At 35.0% G+C, this 21,213-nt stretch carries 20 protein-coding genes; 15 read left to right on the top strand and 5 right to left on the bottom strand.

The window, feature by feature from the left end; all coding sequences use genetic code 11:
- Window positions 1-34: 34 nt before the first annotated feature.
- Window positions 35-256 (bottom strand): DeoR family transcriptional regulator, encoded by a 222-nt coding sequence (locus tag BCI01S_RS11460; RefSeq protein ID WP_016202849.1) that lies wholly within the window; start codon window positions 254-256, stop codon window positions 35-37.
- Window positions 257-653: 397 nt separating this feature from the next.
- Entirely contained in the window at window positions 654-1,115 is a 462-nt protein-coding gene (locus BCI01S_RS11455; RefSeq protein WP_047944509.1) for an NUDIX hydrolase, read from the bottom strand.
- A 179-nt stretch (window positions 1,116-1,294) separates the two neighbouring features.
- Here BCI01S_RS11455 and pepV point away from each other — a divergent pair, with 179 nt between their 5' ends.
- The 6 genes from pepV (at window position 1,295) to BCI01S_RS11425 (ending at window position 8,943) form a co-directional block, all read left to right on the top strand.
- On the top strand, window positions 1,295-2,713 hold the full coding sequence (pepV, locus tag BCI01S_RS11450) for a dipeptidase PepV (protein WP_047944508.1): 1,419 nt from the start codon (window positions 1,295-1,297) through the stop codon (window positions 2,711-2,713).
- 24 nt (window positions 2,714-2,737) lie between these two features.
- A complete protein-coding gene (dat, locus tag BCI01S_RS11445) occupies window positions 2,738-3,598 on the top strand; it encodes a D-amino-acid transaminase (protein WP_047944507.1) in 861 nt (286 codons plus the stop codon).
- 334 nt (window positions 3,599-3,932) lie between these two features.
- On the top strand, window positions 3,933-4,505 hold the full coding sequence (gene thpR / locus BCI01S_RS11440) for an RNA 2',3'-cyclic phosphodiesterase (RefSeq protein WP_061798763.1): 573 nt from the start codon (window positions 3,933-3,935) through the stop codon (window positions 4,503-4,505).
- 26 nt (window positions 4,506-4,531) lie between these two features.
- On the top strand, window positions 4,532-5,506 hold the full coding sequence (locus BCI01S_RS11435) for a nuclease-related domain-containing protein (RefSeq protein WP_061798760.1): 975 nt from the start codon (window positions 4,532-4,534) through the stop codon (window positions 5,504-5,506).
- Between the two features lie 58 nt (window positions 5,507-5,564).
- Entirely contained in the window at window positions 5,565-7,712 is a 2,148-nt protein-coding gene (gene pulA / locus BCI01S_RS11430) for a type I pullulanase (protein ID WP_061798798.1), read from the top strand.
- 457 nt (window positions 7,713-8,169) lie between these two features.
- Window positions 8,170-8,943, top strand: coding sequence for a phosphotransferase family protein (locus BCI01S_RS11425; RefSeq protein ID WP_047944504.1), 774 nt, complete (start codon window positions 8,170-8,172; stop codon window positions 8,941-8,943).
- Window positions 8,944-8,959: 16 nt separating this feature from the next.
- Here BCI01S_RS11425 and BCI01S_RS11420 read toward each other — a convergent pair whose 3' ends face one another.
- Window positions 8,960-9,238, bottom strand: a complete 279-nt coding sequence (locus BCI01S_RS11420; protein ID WP_047944503.1) for a YtzH-like family protein — start codon at window positions 9,236-9,238, stop codon at window positions 8,960-8,962.
- A 229-nt stretch (window positions 9,239-9,467) separates the two neighbouring features.
- Here BCI01S_RS11420 and trmB point away from each other — a divergent pair, with 229 nt between their 5' ends.
- Window positions 9,468-10,106: a tRNA (guanosine(46)-N7)-methyltransferase TrmB gene (trmB, locus tag BCI01S_RS11415; RefSeq protein ID WP_047944502.1), complete on the top strand. Its 639-nt coding sequence runs from the start codon at window positions 9,468-9,470 to the stop codon at window positions 10,104-10,106.
- Between the two features lie 134 nt (window positions 10,107-10,240).
- On the opposite strand, the gene BCI01S_RS11410 is transcribed toward trmB, so the two are convergent.
- Window positions 10,241-10,555: a PepSY domain-containing protein gene (locus tag BCI01S_RS11410; protein WP_047944501.1), complete on the bottom strand. Its 315-nt coding sequence runs from the start codon at window positions 10,553-10,555 to the stop codon at window positions 10,241-10,243.
- Between the two features lie 258 nt (window positions 10,556-10,813).
- Between BCI01S_RS11410 and BCI01S_RS11405 the strand changes: the two genes are divergently transcribed.
- The 7 genes from BCI01S_RS11405 (at window position 10,814) to BCI01S_RS24740 (ending at window position 19,299) form a co-directional block, all read left to right on the top strand.
- Window positions 10,814-11,887, top strand: coding sequence for a M42 family metallopeptidase (locus tag BCI01S_RS11405; protein WP_047944500.1), 1,074 nt, complete (start codon window positions 10,814-10,816; stop codon window positions 11,885-11,887).
- 126 nt (window positions 11,888-12,013) lie between these two features.
- The gene (locus BCI01S_RS11400) at window positions 12,014-12,526 is read left to right on the top strand and encodes a DUF84 family protein (RefSeq protein WP_047944499.1); all 513 of its coding nucleotides are present in this window, start codon (window positions 12,014-12,016) and stop codon (window positions 12,524-12,526) included.
- 157 nt (window positions 12,527-12,683) lie between these two features.
- Window positions 12,684-12,998 carry a thioredoxin family protein gene (locus BCI01S_RS11395; protein WP_047944498.1) on the top strand — a complete coding sequence of 105 codons (315 nt, stop codon included), beginning with the start codon at window positions 12,684-12,686 and terminating at the stop codon, window positions 12,996-12,998.
- Window positions 12,999-13,315: 317 nt separating this feature from the next.
- Window positions 13,316-14,119: a DUF1444 domain-containing protein gene (locus BCI01S_RS11390; protein WP_047944527.1), complete on the top strand. Its 804-nt coding sequence runs from the start codon at window positions 13,316-13,318 to the stop codon at window positions 14,117-14,119.
- A gap of 394 nt (window positions 14,120-14,513) precedes the next feature.
- Window positions 14,514-17,264, top strand: a complete 2,751-nt coding sequence (locus BCI01S_RS11385) for a DNA translocase FtsK (protein ID WP_061798758.1) — start codon at window positions 14,514-14,516, stop codon at window positions 17,262-17,264.
- A gap of 257 nt (window positions 17,265-17,521) precedes the next feature.
- Entirely contained in the window at window positions 17,522-18,820 is a 1,299-nt protein-coding gene (murC, locus tag BCI01S_RS11380) for a UDP-N-acetylmuramate--L-alanine ligase (RefSeq protein WP_047944496.1), read from the top strand.
- A gap of 338 nt (window positions 18,821-19,158) precedes the next feature.
- Complete coding sequence (locus BCI01S_RS24740; protein WP_082810048.1) at window positions 19,159-19,299, top strand: transposase; 141 nt, start codon at window positions 19,159-19,161, stop codon at window positions 19,297-19,299.
- Window positions 19,300-19,409: 110 nt separating this feature from the next.
- Here BCI01S_RS24740 and BCI01S_RS11375 read toward each other — a convergent pair whose 3' ends face one another.
- The gene (locus BCI01S_RS11375) at window positions 19,410-20,525 is read right to left on the bottom strand and encodes an aminopeptidase (RefSeq protein ID WP_047944495.1); all 1,116 of its coding nucleotides are present in this window, start codon (window positions 20,523-20,525) and stop codon (window positions 19,410-19,412) included.
- Window positions 20,526-20,763: 238 nt separating this feature from the next.
- Here BCI01S_RS11375 and BCI01S_RS11370 point away from each other — a divergent pair, with 238 nt between their 5' ends.
- On the top strand, window positions 20,764-21,207 hold the full coding sequence (locus tag BCI01S_RS11370; protein ID WP_047944494.1) for a DUF948 domain-containing protein: 444 nt from the start codon (window positions 20,764-20,766) through the stop codon (window positions 21,205-21,207).
- Window positions 21,208-21,213 lie beyond the last annotated feature (6 nt).

The raw sequence follows: 21,213 nt of genomic DNA, 5'->3' as shown, positions 1-21,213 counted from the left end.
TACAAATTTTAATCTTAAGTTCGTTCCATTCGTTTTAGGATGTCATTTTTACTTTTTTTCTAGTTGTTGTCCATTTTCCACGACTTGGACTTTGTACCAAGTCATTATAAGCTAACACATTCAAATCTCTTTGAATCGTTCGCGGAGTAATACCAAATTCCTCCACTAGCTCTTGTGTTGTAACAGTTCCACGCTTACTAATAAACATGTAGACGGATTTGATACGGTTTAACATCCGGTTAGTTGAAGGTTTCAATAAACCACTCCCTATCCTTTTTTCAAACCTTTGGCAAATTCCAGCGACCGACAGCTTATTTGAAGAGTAAAATCTTCAAGCGTATGTAATTTTCTTTTCCACAGACAACCCCTTTTCAACTGGTTAAATAAATAGTGAAATAGTTAATAGAATGAAATTCTATATAAATATTGTACCCCTATTTACTAATATATTCTACATTATTTGCGTTAATTTACAAAATATTTGCTTATTTATGTCTTAATTTACCACCCCCTGCAGGGTTTCTTTACATTCATCATATGGAATTTATGTTTATGATATGAATAAAAATGCAAAAAGTAAGTAAATAATTTTATTTCCCGATTTTTATGGTTGATAAACCAAATGGAATAAAAAATAAAACGGATAAGCTTTTTTAAATTTCCTTTATATTCATTTTAAAATCCTCAATCATTCTTCGATGGCTCCCGACCATTTTTTCTGGTAGTTCATCAAAATTGAAATATCGGAGACTGAATGCCTCTTCTTGATCATTTTTGAGCTTTCCTTCATATTCTGAAGTGCAGTAGGCAGTTGTTACAGTGTAAAATGGATCTCCATTTGCTGCCACCGCAAAATAATCTTTTCCAGAATAAACGGATAGTAATTGAAGATTCATTACTTGAAGACCCGTTTCTTCGAAAACTTCTCGTTTTGCTGTTTCTTCTGTACTTTCTCCTAATTCCATTAATCCACCGGGTAAACCCCACACATGTTTAGGATGTTTTCTCTCTTGCAAAAGTACTTTCTGGTCTTTAGTGAACAGGATAACTACGGCTCCAACGAGAATAACAGGCATTTTTCCGACAAGCTTTCTTAAATCTTCTACATATCCCAATTAAATACATTCCTTCCATATGCTAGATTAAATATAGTATAGCTTTGTTTTTAATAAAAGGTATACTATACTTAATAATAATTTAGTGAAATAGGGATTTAAAGCTTTTATTTTTCATATAAAGCGTTTTATGATATGTTTTTCCTATAATATATTTATAAGCTTGCAAGGAGGCAGCTATGAGTTCAATTGATTGGTTAAATGAAGTACATAATCGTAAAGATAGTTTTATTAAGGATTTGCAAGGGCTGTTACAAATAAAGAGTGTGTTAGATGAAGAAAATGCAACAGAGGATGCACCTTTTGGAAAAGGCGTGAAAGAGGCATTAACCTATATGCTATCATTAGGTGAAAAAGATGGTTTTGTTAGTAAGAATGTAAAAAATGTTGCTGGACATTTACTTTATGGTGAGGGGGCAGAAAGCGTTGGGGTTCTTTGCCATGTAGATGTTGTTCCTGAGGGAGATGGATGGACAAGTGACCCTTACAAGGCAGAGATTCGCGATGGTAAAATATTCGCAAGAGGCGCTTTAGATGATAAAGGCCCTACAATGGCTGCTTACTATGCAATGAAAATTGTGAAGGAGCTGCACCTTCCCTTAACGAAAGAGATTCGAATGATTATTGGAACCGATGAAGAAAGTGATTGGAGATGTGTAGATACTTATTTCCAAGAAGAAAGTATGCCTACAATCGGATTTGCCCCTGATGCAGATTTTCCGATTATTTATGCGGAAAAAGGAATTTCTGATTTTGACATCGTACAAAAATACACGGAAGCATCTAGCGATTCTGGTGAAGTTAAAATTCTCCGTTTTTCATCAGGTAGAAGATATAATATGGTCCCAGACTTTGCGCAAGCTGTGTTAGAAGTCAAAGAAGGAGCGCAAACGGAGGTTATTCAACGATATCAAAATTATTTGAAACTTGAAAATATCCCTGGCCGCTATTTAGTTGATAATGGCGATTTAGTTTTAGAGTTAGAAGGAGTTTCAGCACATGGTCTAGAGCCTAATAATGGGATAAATGCTGGATTAAAGCTGGCTAATTTTCTCGTAGAGTTAGAATTGGATGAAAAAGCGGACCATTATTTTCAATTTGTAAAAAACTTCTTTGTGAATGATTCTAGAGGAAAAAAACTTGGTATCGATTATGAGGATGAGATAACAGGAGAGCTGACCCTAAATGCTGGGATTTTGGATTATCAGGCAGATCATGGTGGAAAAATAGGACAGACAGTACGTTATCCTGTCACAAATGATATGGATCAAACAAAAGAAAAATTAATAAAATTACTAGCAGAATATAATTTCAGTCTTGAAAACTTTTCGGATTCTAAACCGCATTATGTAGAAAAAGACTCTGAATTAATTCAGACACTAAGTAAGGTCTATGAAGAGCAAACTGGTGAAAAGGCGAAGCTATTATCAATTGGTGGAGGCACTTATGCCAGATCGCTAGAAAAAGGGGTTGCATTCGGACCACTCTTTCCAGGAAGAGAAGATATTGCACACAAAAAAGATGAATATATGTATATAGAAGATTTGTTGAAGGCAACTGCTATTTATGCACAAGCAATATATGAATTAGCTAAATAAAGTTTTATTAAAGGAGAAGAGAAAATGAGAATGGTGTTAATGAATGGGGAATTTATACCAAGAGAACAAGCGAAAGTAGATATTGAAGATAGAGGTTATCAGTTTGGCGATGGAATATATGAAGTAATCCGTGTGTACAATGGTAAAATGTTCATGGCAAAGGAACATCTTGAACGATTATCTGCAAGCAGTGAGAAAATAGGCATAGCTATTTCTTATTCTATCTCAGAATTAACCACTCTTTTAGAAGAGTTAATTGCCAAAAACTCATTAAGCACCGGTATCATTTATATGCAATTCACAAGAGGCGTGAGCCCGCGAAATCATAGTTACCCAACAGAAGCTGTTACTCCAACGTTTGTAGCTTATACTAAGATGTTAAATAGACCACTTGATAATCTAGAGAATGGGGTGAGTACCATTACAGTAGAAGATATTAGATGGTCAAGATGTGATATAAAAAGTTTAAATTTGCTTGGTAATGTAATGGCGAAACAAAAAGCTACAGAAGCAGATTGTTATGAAAGCATCCAGTATAGAGAATTATCTGTAACAGAAGGAAGCTCTTCAAATATATGGATTGTAAATGGAGAAAAGATTCAAACACATGAAGCGAATCAATTTATATTAAATGGAATTACCAGACAAAAAATTATTCAATTATGTGGCGAAAATGGGATTGAGGTTGAAGAAAAGGCATTTTCTATCGAAGATTTAATCGATGCAGACGAAGTTTTTTTATCCAGCACAACTTCCGAAGTTACACCAATCGTTTCTGTGAATAATGTCCCCGTTAAGGAAGGAAAAGTTGGAGAAATGACAAAAAAACTCCAAAATTTATTTGTTGAAGCAATCATTAGTGAGTGTGGACAAATAAGCAATTAGCATTTGCTAAATAAAAATAAAAATGAGTTGTTTCAGTCTGGCTAATAGCCATGTCTCTGAGACAACTCATTTTTTTTAAGAAAGTAATTCAATGGAAAATAAGGTATAGTAAGATATATATTTCTAAAACATCGTACAGATACGGTTAAAATTAATCCGATAGGTTATATAATAGAATAAAGTTACTAGGAGCAAAGACAAAACAAAGACAGGCTGTTCTCCATAAAGTATATTTCTTATAAAGGATGCCAGGTCATGCATTAAGGGGCCGGAATTTAATGAATTTTATGAGGAAACAACACTCTGGAGAAAAAGGCTAAAAGGAAGATTAGATATGAAAACGACTATTCCGCATTATTTTATTGGTATTAAGCCAGATGTACAAGTTATAAATGAAATAGAAAAGATGCGAAAAGAGTTACAAATAAAATTTCCTTTTAAAAGATGGGTACATCCTTTAGATTATCATATTACACTTGCCTTTTTAGGAAGTGCCTCCGATGAACAAAGGGAAAAGTTACAAACTCTTTTAAATCAATTCCCTTTAAGTACCGATTTTCAAATACATATAGATCATTTGGGTGTTTTCGGCCAGCGACAAAGTCCGAGGATATTCTGGGCAGGGATGAAAGAAGAGCAGAAACTGGTTGAGTTAAGAAATCAGGTCTTTGCTGCAAGCAGCAAGGCTGGTTTTCAGTTAGAAACGCGGCCATTTCATCCACATATGACTTTAGCAAGAAAATGGAAGGAAGACTCCATCTTTTCAGAGCAGGAGTTAAACGAGTTTGCATTGCCTAAAAATTTAATTTCTAATATTGATAGTATTCATCTGTTTCAAACACATATGGATAAAATACCTAAATATGAGATAATAAAAAGTTACAGCTTTCATAATCACAAGCAATAGAAACATGTAATATAGGGGGGAAAAGCTTGGCGCAGTTAATCAAATTACAAGATTACGTTTCGCGATATGAGCAGAACATCGTCTTGTATCCATCACGTTTCGTTCGTTTAAAAAAGCAACAGTGGACAGGGCTAAAGAGAGCTTTTGATACAAAAGACAGAAGTCTCTTTTACATAGAGAACCCAATAGAAGACAACTGGTTAATGGAAAAACCGACTTTGCTGGAAAGAGTAAAGAAAACTATCTTAAATCGCAATAAGTTGGAAGAAACAGAAGTGGCAAAAATAAATGATAGCCAAAAAAAGGAAGAAGATGAAGAAGAACTAGACTTCGATTACGATGCCAAAAAATATAAACATCCACAATCAATCGATGAGTTAAAACAGCAATTTCTAAATCAATTATTTGAATTTCAGCTAAAATGGGCCAGTTCTACGCTCACAGAAATGTCAGAAGTAAAAAAAACACTTTATTATGATGATTTATTAAAATATTTCTTGCAAAGATTCCCAGATACATTTTTGGTTCTCTATCAACCGCTGTTCCAATTGAAGAATGCTCCGGTTGAATTGGACACCATTATAGTTACACCAACAGAAGTTTGGTGTATACATGTTCTAGAAGCGGAGAACTCAGCAGTATTTGTTGGTTCGAATGATAAATTTTGGCTTAAAAAAAAGGGGGATAAGGAGAAAAAGATTCTTAGTCCTGTCATATCTATAAACAGAACAGAGAAAATTGTAAAGGGTATTCTAGAAAAGTATGACATCACTTTACCTGTACAAAAAGTAATTCTTACTCGAAATGGCTATGTTGATTTTCCAGCACCACCATATGATTTGAAAATTATCGAAAAAAGAAACTATGAAGATTGGTTTTATAAAATGAGAAATAACCATTCGCCAATTAAAGCAATTCAATTAAAAGCAGCAGAAAGTCTTTTACATTATGGTTTGACGAATTCAAAAAGAAGGTATGAATGGGATACAGAGGAATCATAAGCAATAATGGGGAAGTTGAGAATAGATGGATTTTCATGAGAAAAGGGAGTTGAGGGATTTGTTATCGATAAGAAGGAGTTTCTTTGCCTATTTAGATGAAATGTCATTAATAACTGTTCTACTTCCCTATTCGTATTTTCATGGGGAATCAACATCATTTATATTAAGAGGGGATAAACAAGCTACTAATCTTGTGATTGAATCCAAAGAAAAAATGCAGCATTTCGTCAAGTACAAATGCCGTGCGCATGATAAGATACAAATCGGACAAAAATATGAAGTTGAAGATGGAAATAAAGGTGTGACAGATTTACAGATAGGTGCGGTTATCAGAACACCTTTATTTGATAAGCAATTTTATTATGATGGACCACTAGGTGTTCATTATGCTTCCGATCAGAGCACTTTCTATCTGTGGGCTCCCACTGCCCAACAAGTGAAATTAGTGCTGCAATCCCCAGATTCATCTAGTAAGGAAAGACGAATCGTAGAGATGGAAAGACAAGAAAAAGGCGTTTGGAAAACAACCTATTTAGCAGATTTGGAAGGTTATTATTACAGCTATCTAGTCCTTATTAACTTGGAATGGAAAGAAGCGATTGATCCATATGCTGTCGCTGTTTCTGTAAATGGGGAAACAGGAGTAATCGTTGACTTAAATAAAACCAAAAGGCAGAAACCAGTCTTGCCGCCGTTAGAACAGAGTGTAGATAGTATCATCTACGAAGCGCATATTCGCGATTTAACGATACATCCTGACAGTGGAATTCAGCAAAAGGGCAAATATGTTGGAGTGGCAGAATTAAATACGCGTACGCCCCGAAACAATCTGTCAGGACTAACCTATATTAAAAACTTAGGTGTTACCCATATAGAGTTTCTCCCAGTACATGACTTTGAAGAAATTGATGAGTTAGAGGTACTAAAAAAATATAATTGGGGCTATAACCCTTCCCATTATAATGTTCCAGAGGGCAGTTACTCAACAAACCCAATGGATCCTTATGTAAGAATTAATGAATTGAAAGAAATGATTCATGCTGTACAGGAACAAGGCATTCGTGTCATTTTGGATGTTGTGTATAATCATGTCTATAAAAAGGAAGATTCCTCTTTTGAAAAAATCGTTCCAGGTTATTACTTCCGCTATGATAAGCATGGTATGCCAGCAAATGGAACTGGAGTAGGGAATGACATTGCTTCTGAACGATCGATGGTAAGGAGATTCATTGTGGATTCCGTTCGTTTTTGGATAGAAGAGTATCAAATAGATGGATTACGGTTCGATTTGATGGGGATACTTGATTGCCAAACTATGAATGAAGTCCGGTCAATTTGTGATAATATTGATAAGAGCATCATAATTATTGGAGAAGGCTGGGATCTTGCAACTCCTATCAACCATGATGAGAAAGCCATTATTGCTAATCAACAGTCGCTGCCTGGTATTGGCCAGTTTAATGATCAATTTAGAGATAAAATAAAGGGGAGCACCTTTGATCAATATGATCGAGGGTACGCGCTTGGAAATAAGCAATATAAAGGAGAAATTGCTGAATTATTAGCTGGAAGCGTTGGAATCTATAAAGAGGGTGGCATGTTTCTTGAACCAGGGCAATCTGTAAACTATGTGGAATCACATGATAATCATACATTATGGGATAAAATTGATATTTGTTTTCCAGAGGCATCAGATGAAGAGAAAAGGAGAAAACATCGACTGGCAACTTCTCTCGTTCTTATAAGTCAGGGAATCCCTTTCTTGCATTCAGGACAGGAATTTTTCCGCACAAAATTTGGTGTGGAAAATAGTTATCAATCGCCTGATGAGATTAATCAGTTAGATTGGAATAGAAAAGACCAATTCTTAATGAATGTTGACTATATAAAAGGATTAATTTCCCTAAGAAAAAATAATCGTGCTTTTCGCTTACGATCTGTGCAGGAAATCCAAAAACATGTAACCATAAATCAGCAAGCAAATAACATTATCCAGTATTGTTTAGATGATTTGCAGCAACTTGGAGAATGGGAAACTATCATCGTATTGATAAATGGTAATGATTCTGCCGAGGAAGGCTTTTGTCCGGAAGATGAATGGAAGATACTTGTGGAAGACGGAATCGTATATGAAGACGACTATCCAACAATACATGGAGATAGCCTAATAGTTAACCCAAGCAGTGTAACGATACTTGCCAAATAGTATGCTATTTGGCAAGTGAGATTATCTATTGCTTGAATAGTGGGAATTTAACAAGAGATGTTCTTAATAGGAGAATCCGATATTTTTTTAATAGAAATATTTATTTTAACTGGAGATTCACTTGACTAAAAAATGAAATAAGAGATAATATTTAAATGAGAAACTTTCAATTAAAAATAAGTATTTAAGTAAAATTTAATATAAAATGATTGGAAATATTGGATACATAGTATAATTGTATGGATACTATGTCCTTTTTCTTTTTTATCTCATTAAATTTTAGGCACATATGTGCTAGTTAAAGATTGATAGCTGTACGATGAGTATAATTTACTATAATTGATGAATAGCTAATAACCATTTTTGTTTGTTCTTCCTACAAATTTAGGACAAAAAAGACTCAAACAGGAATTTCTCATCTTTTTTTTGGAGCATAATATATAGTAGGTGAACAATTTTGGAACATTTATTAGGGCAAGATTGGGAAATAACTCCTGCAGGTGGAGAAACAGGCGAAGCCTTTTTTGCACAAAATAATGGACAGAAGCTTTTTTTAAAACGAAATTCGTCTCCATTTTTAGCTGTGCTGTCAGCAGAAGGAATTGTCCCAAAACTTGTTTGGACAAAAAGATTTGAAAACGGAGATGTTTTTACTGCCCAGCAATGGCTGATTGGTAGAGAATTTGGTCATTCGGATATGACGGATGAAAGAGTAACCATGTTACTCAAAAAAATTCATACCTCTAAGCCTTTATTAGAGATGCTCAAAAGACTAGGTAAAACATCTTTTCATCCTGAAATGATTTTGTCAGTCATAAAAGCAGAAATAGACGATGAATTAAAAGATAACGAAGATATCACTCGTTATATCCAATTTTTAGAGGAGAATCTTCCATTTATCAAAACAACAGAGCATGTCGTTTGTCATTGTGATGTAAATCATAACAACTGGCTGCTTTCTGAAGACAACCAGTTGTATTTAATTGACTGGGATGGTGCAATGATTGCAGATCCAGCAATTGATTTAGGCATGTTACTTTATTGGTATATTCCAAAAGAAGATTGGAAAAATTGGTTACATACTTACGGGTATGAACTAACCGATCATTTATCCTTAAGAATGAAATGGTATGTTATTGCTCAAACGATTAATTCCATACGTTGGTATAAGAAAAAAGGCCGATATAGCGAAATGCAAAAATGGATGCAATTTTTACATGACATTGATTAATCGGCCATTTACCTTTTTAAGATAAATTGTTAATTCCATCTACCCATTGCGATAATTGGTCTTGGTGTGAATGAATATGATTGTCTAAATTGGAGGCATTGACACCTTGCTTGCTGTAAAGATGTACTTCCTCTAAAATCGGAAGGATATTTTGATCAATTTGATCATTGGTTCTTAAAGAAGTAATCAATCTCTCGATCTGCTCGCATTCCGCTACAGATCCACAGCAGTCTGTTTGTTGATTACTAAGAATATCGGCTAATAATGCTAATTGATGCTCGTGGTTTATAGGCATACTTAGAACACCCTTTCTATAGGTTCTAGTATGAAAAGAGTAAAATCATTCTTTTCAAATACCAGTTAAGGAATTCACTTATAGGTTGTGAATTCTTTTTTTCTTTATTCAAATGTTCCTAATGTAAATTTATCCTTCAAAAATAATCAATTGCCAAGAAAAGAGTATTGCATCGATGTATAATGCATGATATTGTTTGAAACGATAGTTATTAATAAGGAGTGTCCACATGCGATTAAGACATAAACCATGGGCGAAAGATAAATTAAGCGCATATCCGCAATATGTTATCCAAACCCCGGAAGATTGGAAAGGTAAATGGGATCAGGCATTTAGTCAAAAAGGGCCGATCCATATTGAGATTGGAACTGGAAAAGGTAGATTTATCACAGAAATGGCAAAAGCAAATCCTTCCATTAATTATATCGGCGTAGAACTTCAGGAAAGTGTCATAGTTTCTGCGTTAGATCGATTAATTGAAGCAGAAGTACCAAACTTGAAGTTAATGAATATAAATGCAGAAAAGCTTAAGGATTATTTTGAAAAAGGAGAAATTGCCCGAGTTTATTTGAATTTTTCAGATCCTTGGCCAAAAACAAGACACGAAAAACGGAGACTAACGTATAAAACGTTCTTGGATTCTTATCAATCAGTCCTAATTGATAAAGGAGAAGTGCATTTTAAAACAGATAACCAAGGGCTGTTTGAATACTCTCTTAAGAGTTTTTCTGAATATGGAATGCTTTTAAAATATGTAAGCCTTGATTTGCATAACAGCGATTATGAGGGCAATATCATGACTGAATATGAAGAGAAATTTTCCAATAGAGGCAATAGAATTTATCGTTGTGAAGTGCAATTTAAATAAGGGGAAAAGAGGTTGGAGAGTAAGCTTTCCAGCCGAGATATACCCAACCAATGATGCGGAATTCCAAAAACATTTCGTATCGTTGGTTGGGTTTTATATTTGTTAAAAGCCACTTATTATCGCTAAAATAAAAGTTAAGATAATTGATTAACATCAAGAATTCTGCCTGTCTCACTATCTGAAATGAATTCATATACTTCTTGGGTATCACCATTCAAGCGCGTGATACCACCTCTATAAACAGTAAGGGAAGATTCGCGCGTATGAAGTATTTCTTTCTCCATATTTATCCAAGATCCATTAATCGGTCCCTTTTCTTTAAAAGCTGTTTTAGCTAAAGATAAGACCTGGTCACCCGAAAGACTACTATTTTTAGCAATGACTTCTTTTACGATATAGCTTGCGGCTAGTCCTGCCACAACACCGCCTATGATATGTTTCCAATTCATAATAGAACTCCTTATTTTTTGTGTCGTATTTTCTTGTATTAGGCTAAGTACTTCAAACTACAAAAAAGTAGATATTGTTATTATAACTAATTTATATCATAGAAGAAATGATTAGCCGACTTCTTCCTGAAAACTGGTTCTAAGTTTTAAATTGGATAATTTCTAATTGGGTAGAGGAAAGTAGTGGTATGCAGTTAGATATTTCGGTACAATAAATATATTATTAAAATACATAGTTATTAAAGGGGTTTAACTAGAATGGAACAACAAACATTAGATATGTTCCGAACATTAACGGAACTTCCGGGAGTAGCTGGAAATGAACATCAAGTTCGAAAATTTATGAAAGAACAATTAAGTCTTTATACAAATGAAATCGTGCAAGATAACCTTGGCAGTATCTTTGGGGTAAAAAGAGGAACGGAAAATGGACCAACAGTTATGGTTGCCGGACATATGGATGAGGTTGGTTTTATGGTTACAGCAATCACGGATAACGGAATGATTCGTTTTCAGCCTATCGGTGGCTGGTGGAGTCAAGTCCTTTTAGCACAAAGAGTACAGATTATAACTAATAAAGGACCTGTTATTGGGGTAATCGGTTCGATTCCTCCACATCTATTGGACGAAGCCTTAAGAAGTAAACCAATGGATATAAAAAATATGCTGATCGATATCGGAGCGGATGATAAGGAAGATGCATTGAAAATTGGGATTAAGCCTGGTCAAATGATTGTGCCAATTTGTCCATTTACGCCAATGGCTAATGAAAAGAAAATTATGGCAAAAGCATGGGATAATCGTTATGGTTGTGGTTTAGCGATTGAATTGTTAAAGAATCTTCAAGAAGAGGAGATTCCAAATATCTTATATTCTGGGGCTACTGTGCAAGAGGAAGTAGGTCTTAGAGGAGCTAGAACTGCAGCTAATATGATTAAGCCAGATGTATTTTATGCTTTAGACGCAAGTCCTGCAAATGATGCATCAGGTGATAAAAACCAATTTGGTCAGCTTGGAAAAGGAGCATTGTTACGCATTTATGATGCAACGATGGTTATGCATAAAGGGATGAGAGAATTTATTTTAGATACAGCGGAATCTAATAATATTGCCTATCAGTACTTTATTTCACCAGGCGGAACGGATGCGGGACAGGTTCATATTTCAAATAATGGTGTACCTAGTGCTGTTATTGGCATATGCTCACGTTATATTCATACAAGTGCTTCTATTATCCACATCGATGATTATGCGGCTGCAAAAGAACTGTTAACTAAATTAGTAAAAACGACGGATCATACAACCATTGAAACACTACGTGCAAATCAATAAAAAACAAAACTATTTTATAGATAATTCATCTTAAAAAATTTAATTAAAGGTATCTCCAATACGATTGGTATATGTGAGATACCTTTTTTATAAACTGTTTGGTCATTATATTAGGAGTGAAGCAAAGTGAAAGTTTGTATTGGCACCAATAATAAAGCAAAAGTAAAAGCAGTAAAAAACTGTTTAGAAAAAGATATGACTATAGAGTTTGCTACATTTAATGTGAGCTCTGGGGTAAGCGAACAGCCATTTTCAGATGAGGAAACGATCAAAGGAGCCATTAACCGAGCGAAGGCTGCATTGCAGGAAGGAGCCGGCGAGATAGGGATTGGCTTAGAAGGAGGCGTCCACCGAACAAATGGTATTCTCTTTTTAACTAATTGGGGAGCGCTTGTTGGGAGGGATGGAACCACCTATATAGCTAGTGGAGCAAGAATTCCACTACCAAAGGAAATTGAAACAAAACTAGTTGCAGGAAGAGAACTAGGTCCGGTTATGGATGAATATGCCCAAAAGGAAAATGTTCGCTCAACAGAAGGTGCTATAGGAATATTCACAAACGGCAGAATTAATAGGACTGCTATGTTTGAACATGTTGTTGAATTGCTTCTAGGTCAACTGGAATATCAAGGAAAATAAGAGCTAGAGGAACTTTGGAAATTAGCTGAATTTAAATAGAAAAAGCTTTCCTATTAAGTGATAAAAATGTAGCAATAGGAAAGCATATTAGTAGTGAGGAACCTATAATTCTGATACTATTTATGAAAGGGTACATATTATGAAGGGGGCATTTACATTGAAACATTTACAATCAGCAGACGAATTTGCAGAGCTTAAAAATAGTCCAGAGAAACATATATTTCTTTTTTCAGCAGAATGGTGTGGAGACTGTCGATTTATCGAACCATTTATGTCAGAAGTAGAAGCGAAATTTGATCAATATACATTTATACATGTTGATCGCGATAAATTTATTGATACTTGTATAGAACTAGATGTATTTGGTATTCCAAGCTTTATCGCTTTTGAGGGCGGGAAAGAACTTGGCAGATTTGTAAGCAAGGATCGAAAAACACAGGAAGAAATTGAAAAGTTCATTGAATCTTTATAGGGAAAACAATAGGCGATAGAATGATTTATCCTATTCTCAACACAAGTAAGGATAGTCAAGGCTTATTTAGTCAGTAGAGAATTTTTTTCTTTATTTTGCTGTAATATGTAAAAATAAACGTTTATCTTATAGAAGGTTGTCTCCTATATAAAATGTAGCTTGGAAAGGGACGTAGTTCCCTGCTATATTTTAAGTGGAGATAACCTTTTTCCATTGATTACAAGAAAAACTGCCTATTAAAAAGATGATTATCGATTCATTTAGAGTATAATAAATAGGAAGAAATTGAAGAGGACGGAAGTGAAACAAGAATGAAAATGACAAGTAAAAAAATGAAGGATATGCTCATGCAGCGAATAAGTAACGAGGATCGAACTTTTACATTTGATAGTAAAAAAGATCAAGTACGTATAGAAAGTAAAGCAACGGGAAAGGGAGTTACCGTTTCCTTGCCTGAAATAATTGCAAAATGGGAAACAAAAAAAGAAAAAGCAGTCGATGAGATTGTTTATTATATTGAACATGGCTTAGGAGCAATTGAAAAAGATGAAGAAATAGAAGGAAAAGAGAAAAAAATATTTCCTGTGATTCGTTCTACTTCTTTTCCTCAACAATCAAATGAGGAAATTCCCTTTATAACAGAAGAGCATACGGCAGAAACCAGAGTATATTATGCTTTGGATATGGGGAATACCTATCGTCTTATTGATGAGAGATTGATGGAAAAAGAAAATTGGTCTTCCGCTTCGATTAAGGAAATGGCTCTTTTTAATGTAAGATCTTTATCCACAAATGTAAAAGCAGATAGTGTTGCTGGTAATGTTTTTTATTTTATAAACAGCAATGATGGCTATGATGCAAGTCGAATATTAAATGATGCCTTTTTAAAGGATATGTATGATCAGTGTGAAGGCACAATGACGGTAGCTGTTCCTCATCAAGATGTACTTATTATAGGTGATATTCGGAATGAAACAGGATACGATATCCTCGCTCAAATGACGATGAGTTTCTTTGCGAGCGGAAGAGTTCCAATTACAGCACTATCTTTCCTGTATGAGGGTGGCGAATTAGAGCCTATATTTATTTTAGGTAAAAATAAAAAAAGAGGAAAAGAATAGGGACAATGTAATCAAATCGATTTATAATTTACTTTTGAATGACATCTAATTGAAATATTTTTATACTAAAATAACAATTATGTAGATTGAAAAGCTAGAATGTTTCTATAAGTTCCCTGTTTTAACCTGAAAAAAAGAGAGACTTAATGAAAGAGGCAATTAGGATATACAAACTTTCAAAAAGTGTCTCTTTTTTAATTGCTATATATAAATGTATCTAGTTATAGAACCAGAGTTGTTGGAGCGTTGGCAATTTAAAAAAACAAAGAGGGAATTTATCTTTGTTTAACCTTCTGCTAAAGAGGGAAAGGGAGAGTTGTTAAAAAATAGTGCTCGAAATTCTGAACATAACTGTTAAAATAGTAATGAGATTGGAAAGAAAGAGTGATTACGTGTGAATTGGTTCAAAAAAGTATTTAAACAGTTTGCTAGTGAAGAAGAGGAGCTGAACCAAGTTGAAGAATCGGTTGAAGCAGAACAGCAACCGAAAATGGAGTCTACGGCATGGAAGAAAGAGATAGATTCAAAGATTATTTATCAATATCCGAAAGGGAACTTTCGCTTTCCACTAATTCCTGATGAAGAGATAGATGATAAGAAAGAGATGGATAGAAGGAAAAGAAGGGAACCTAGGCAAGCCTTCCAAGAGAATAGACGTGAAAACGATCAACCATTTAAACGACCATATGCAGAACAGACGAAAAGCGATCAGAAGGAAGAAAAAGTATCGAATACATATAGTACTAATCGTCCTTTCAAACCTACAGAAGTTGTTTCTCCGATATATGGATATAACCGTCCAGAAAGGAAAGCGATAAGGACTACGGAATCACGACCAATAATAGAAAAAAAAGTTGAAATTTCGAAAGAAGCGAGGATTAACCAGAAAGAACAGAACAAAACAAGAGGCAATGAAGAACTACTAACATTTGTTGGAATGAATGATGAGGTGGTTGAATCACAAGAAGTTCGACAGAATGTGGAGATAGCTGAATCACAAAAAGCAGAGAGGAATGTAGAAGCAGCAGAACCGCAAGAAGAGGAAAGAAATGTAGAATCATCTGAACTACAAGAAGCGGAAAAGAATGTGGAAGTAGCAGAACTTCAAGAAGCGGAACGTAACATAGAGTCAGCAGAAACGCAAGAAGCTGGACAACAACATGGCGAAATTCATGTGGAGACAGTTGAACTGCATAAAGCTGAGACAGCTGTTGCGCAAGAAACGGTAACAGTGGACAGGATAATGGAGCAAGATACATCTTTTTCTATAAAAGCTGAGGAATATTTCGCTGAAGAAATAACTTCTAGAGCTGATAGTGCATTAGAGATAGAGAATGTTGCTTCTCTAAGCGTTTTTGCCAGGGAAGCAGAAAAGGAAGTAAATGAGCAGGTAGAAAGTTTAATAGAAGACCAAGAACTTGATAATAATCAATCATTGTTAAAGTTTGAAGAAGCGGAAGTAGTAGAAGAAGTTTATCAGGAAAATGATGAAGAATTAGTAGTAGAAAAAAAGGAAGAAGCCTCCCAGGCGAAAATAGAGGAGAAGAAGACAATTTCTCGTAAAGGTCCTTTACCTTTTAATGTGTTGATGCTGAATAAAGACAGAAAACGATTGGCAAATCAACAAGTCGAGAAAAAAATATGTGAGGAGCCAAAGCCACAGTCGCAGGCAGAAGTAGTAGTTCCCTCTATGATAGAAAAAGAAGATGAGGAACAAAATGACTTACCTTATTACGTTTTTCCCGAAGAAAATTTATTGAATCCACCCATTTTGCAAATAGAAAAGGATGGTTGGATTGAAGAGCAGACTATGCTCTTAAACGATACATTTACCAATTTCAATGTTCATGCAAAGGTGGTAAATGTTACACAAGGACCTTCTGTAACACGTTATGAGGTACAACCAGAACCAGGAGTTAAGGTTAGCAAAATTACCAATCTTTCTGATGACTTAAAATTAAGTTTGGCTGCAAAAGATATCAGAATTGAGGCGCCAATTCCTGGAAAGCATACAGTAGGAATTGAAGTCCCAAACCAAAAAAGTCGACCTGTACTTATAAGAGAGATTTTGGAAAGTGAAGAATTTAAAAGTTCAGCCTCTCCCTTAACGGTAGCAATGGGATTGGATATTTCAGGAAAACCAATCGTTACAGATTTACGCAAAATGCCACATGGATTAATAGCTGGAGCGACTGGATCTGGAAAAAGTGTGTGTATTAATACAATGCTTGTGAGCTTACTATACAAAGCAAAACCAGAGGAATTGAAGCTCTTATTAGTAGATCCTAAAATGGTTGAATTAGCTCCATATAATTATGTTCCCCATTTAGCAAGTCCTGTTATTACAGATGTAAAGACGGCAACTGCTGCACTAAAATGGGCTGTCGAAGAGATGGAAAGAAGATATGAGCTATTAGCACATGCTGGTGTTAGAGATATTACAAAATATAATCAATTAGCAGAAGAGCATAAAAGGTATAGTGAGAAATTGCCATATTTAGTGATCGTAATTGATGAGTTAGCAGATTTAATGATGATGGCACCTGCGGATGTAGAAGAAGCGATTAGTAGAATAGCTCAAAAGGCAAGGGCGTGCGGGATTCACCTATTAATTGCTACACAAAGACCATCAGTTGATGTTATTACAGGATTAATTAAGGCAAATGTTCCAACACGAATTGCGTTTTCTGTTTCCTCTCAAATTGATTCACGTACCGTCATCGATATTAGTGGTGCCGAGAAGCTTTTGGGTAAAGGGGATATGCTATTTTTAGAAAATGGAACATCAAAGCCCGTTCGATTGCAAGGTACATTTGTATCAGATGAAGAAATTGATCAGGTAGTGGCACATGTTAGGAAAGAAAGAAAACCAGAATATTTATTTGAACAAGAAGACCTGTTAAAAAAAGTTCAAATGTCTGAAGAAGAAGATGAATTATTTTACGAAGCTTGTGAATTTATTATTGAACAGGGTGGAGCGTCTACATCTAGTCTGCAAAGGAAATTCAAAATAGGATATAATCGAGCAGCGAGATTAATTGATATGATGGAAAAGCAGGGATTTATATCAGAAGCTAGAGGAACAAAGCCTAGAGACGTATTAATAACAGAAAGTGAATTGCTGTTATTACAGGAAAACGAATAATCGGAGAAAGGATTACTTCGTAAAATGCTTCCATAGATTGGAATTATATTGTTCCGTAGTTTTTCATCATGAAAGATGGTATAATGTATAAATGTGAAATAAAAAAAGGAAAAAAAAGTTAATGTATTGTAGAAACATGAATAATTAATGGAATGAGAAAAATAAAGTGAACAAAGTTGCATACATAAATGCAATGAGCAAATTGAATGAGGATATCATATACTGTTAAAAGATATGCGTAGTTGGAGGTTCTTTATATGACTATTTACCACTTCGTAGGTATAAAAGGGTCGGGTATGAGTGCGTTAGCACAAATTTTACATGATATGGGTTTTGAGGTACAAGGCTCTGATGTGGATAAAAGATTTTTCACTCAGATTGCTTTAGAACAAGCTGGAATAAAAATTCTTCCTTTTCAACGTGAAAATGTTCAACCAGGAATGAATGTTATTGTAGGAAATGCATTTCCGGATACACATGAGGAAGTAGAAGAAGCAGTAAAGCTGGGTCTTCCAGTGATTCGATACCATCGTTTCCTTGGAGATTTTATGAAGCAATTTACAAGTATAGCTGTAACTGGAGCACATGGAAAGACATCTACAACTGGTTTGCTTTCCCATGTAATGAAGGGGGCAAAGCCTACAGCATATTTAATTGGTGATGGTACGGGGAAAGGGGTAACTGGAGCAGAATATTTTGCTTTTGAAGCATGTGAATATCGCAGACATTTCTTATCCTATTTCCCTGATTATGCATTGATGACCAATATTGATTTTGATCATCCAGATTATTTTGCCAATGTGGAAGATGTTTTTTCTGCCTTTCAAGAGATGGCATGGCAAGTTAAAAAAGGAATTTTTGCTTGCGGGGATGACGAACATTTACAAAAGATTCAAGCAAAAGTGCCAGTTGTATTTTATGGTTTTGGAGATGAGAATGATTTCCAAGCGAGGAATGTGGAAAAAACAACTGAAGGTACAACTTTTGAAGTTTATGTACGTAATACGTATTACAACACCTTCTCCATTCCGACATTTGGGGACCATAATATCTTAAATGCTTTAGCTGTTATTACGCTTAGTCATTATGAGGAACTAGATGCAGAAATCGTTAAAGAACGCTTAATGACATTTGAAGGAGTAAAACGAAGATTTACAGAAAAGACAATTGGTACACAGGTTATTATCGATGATTATGCTCACCATCCGACCGAAATAAAAGCAACGGTGGAGGCTGCTCGTCAAAAGTATCCTGATAGAGAAATTGTTGCTGTATTCCAGCCACATACATTCTCTCGTACTCAAGCATTTCTTCAAGAATTTGCAGATAGCTTAAATTTAGCTGATTCTACTTATCTATGTGATATATTTGGTTCTGCACGTGAGAATCACGGAAAGCTAAGTATTACAGATTTAGCTGATAAGGTACCTGGAAGCAAAATTATTTCAGAAGAGACAGTTTCTTCTCTGAAAAAACATGATAATAGTGTAATCTTGTTTATGGGTGCAGGAGATATTCAAAAATATCAAAGTGCTTATGAAAAAACATTAGGGTAATAAAAAGGGATCAGAATTTACATTCAGATTCCTTCAGACTGTAGACAAACTCTTTTAAATTTGAGGTTTTGTCTATGGTCTTTTTTTGTGACTCCTTCTAATAGGGATGTTGACTTCCGCTACAGGGGTTCGCTATCCATGAGTGCCGAGCCGCTTTGTTGCATACGCTCGGACTTTCTCGTATCTCCCATAGGAGTCTCGCCCCTTCGGCTCCGATCAACCTGGTTTCATCATGTTAGTCTAGAATTTTAACTGCTCTTGGTTTTAAAATGTAGATAGATATTTTTTAGAGGTGAAATTATGCTTTCCAAACAGTTATTCAAAGAGACCAATTAGAAATGATTGCTTTAGATCAACTTGTTCCTGATGCAAAAGAAAAGCATGGCATACGATGGACACCTTTAAAGGGACATAAAAAATTATCTATGCAGGCCTTGTTTACTTGTGGATCCGTGAACTTAAAGAAAATGGCCAACTGACTTGGATGAGTCTGGTAACAGCTTGAGAAGAGCATAAAGAATAGATCAAAACAAATCATAAATTGAAAAAGGAGATCAGAATGAAAATATTCTGATCTCCTTTTTCTAGTTTACTTTAAATTTTCTGGATTTAATACTTCTAATTCTGGAATAACAAATTTACCATCTTTTCTTATGAGTACATCATCAAAGTAGATTTCCCCACCACCATAATCAGGGCGTTGAATATTTACCATATCCCAGTGGATATTGGAATCATTGCCGTTATAAGCATCATCATAGGCTTGACCCGGTGTAAAGTGGAAACTTCCATCGATTTTTTCATCGAATAAGATATCTTGCATTGGATGTAGAATATACGGATTTACTCCAATAGCGAATTCGCCAATATAACGAGCACCTTCATCTGTATCTAAAATTTTATTTAATCTTTCGGAGTCATTAGATGTTGCTTCGACAATTTTTCCGTTTTCAAACTTCAGGCTGACATTTTCAAAAGTGAATCCTTGATAAGGCGAAGGTGTATTATAGGTTAGTACACCATTAATAGAATCACGTACAGGTGCAGTATAAACCTCGCCGTCAGGAATATTCATTTGACCAGAGCATTTGATTGCCGGAATATCTTTAATAGAGAAAGTTAGGTCAGTGCCAGGACCAGTTAAGCGAACTTTGTCCGTGCGATTCATTAATTCTACTAGATTATCCATTGCTTTATCCATTTTTCCATAATCTAGGTTACACACGTTGAAATAAAAATCTTCAAATGCATCGGTGCTCATTCTCGCAAGCTGGGCCATAGATGGGCTTGGATAACGAAGAACTACCCATTTTGTGTTTGGTACACGAATTTCTCTATGTACCTTTTTGCCAATGGTTGCACCTTCAATTTTCATTTGTTCTGCAGGAACGTCTGCAAGCTCATTAATGTTATCACCAGCTCGAAGCCCAATGTACGCGTCCATATTACTCATGACATTTGCTTCGAATTGGGCCATCATTTCATATTGTTCTGTTTGAGCGCCTAAAAGCAAGGAGCGATTAATATCATTATCTTTCAGTGAAACAAAAGGATAACCACCAGCTGCATATGCTTCACGCACAAGCGCTTTTACAAGTTCCTTTTGAAGTCCAAAGTTTTCAATAAGAACTTTTTCGCCTTTTTGTAAGCGAATGGAATAATTAATTAAATTTTTTGCTAGTTGATCAATTCGTGGATCCTTCATATGTACCTCCAAAATTTAAAAAAATGTGATAACTCTCTTATTGTACCCGAAAATATTTTTTCCTTAAATAAAAAAACTCAAAATAGAAAAATAGGGAGAAGAAATTACTTGCTTCGAATGTAGGTTTACTCTTGCTAAAGAATCATTTGTTTCTGAAAGTTTTTCCAATTATAATAAAACTAAGGTTTTAGCAAACGCGAATCTGGGAAAAGACCAATAAAGTGGAGGTGCGATAAATATGGTAAATCTTTTATACTTAAGTGTAGCTTTAATAGCTATTGCGTTTACGATTCTTGTCATTTATGTTGCGAGAACATTGAAGTCATTACATACTACACTGGATAGTGTTTCTAAAACACTTGTCGGGTTAGAAAGGCAACTGGATGGTGTCACAAGAGAAACAACTATTTTATTGCAAAAAACGAATGATTTAGCTGCAGATATTCAACAGAAATCTGAAAGTTTAAATTCTGTGGTTGATGCAGTAAAAGATGTTGGTACGAGTGTACAAGGGTTTAATCAATCGGTTCAAGCGATTACAAATAATGTGGAAAACACCCTTGTAAAAAATCAAGATAAAATAGCTCAAATTGTTCAATATAGCAAGGTGTTTATGAATATTAGAGATCAATGGAGAGCTAAGAAGGCTGAACAAAGCCGAACACGAGTAAGAAGTAATTAAAGGAGG

Source organism: Niallia circulans NBRC 13626, assembly GCF_001591585.1.
GTDB classification, from domain to species: Bacteria; Bacillota; Bacilli; order Bacillales; family Cytobacillaceae; genus Niallia; species Niallia circulans.
Note: the sequence above shows the minus strand (reverse complement) of the source record. Positions and strands in the feature narration are given on the sequence as shown.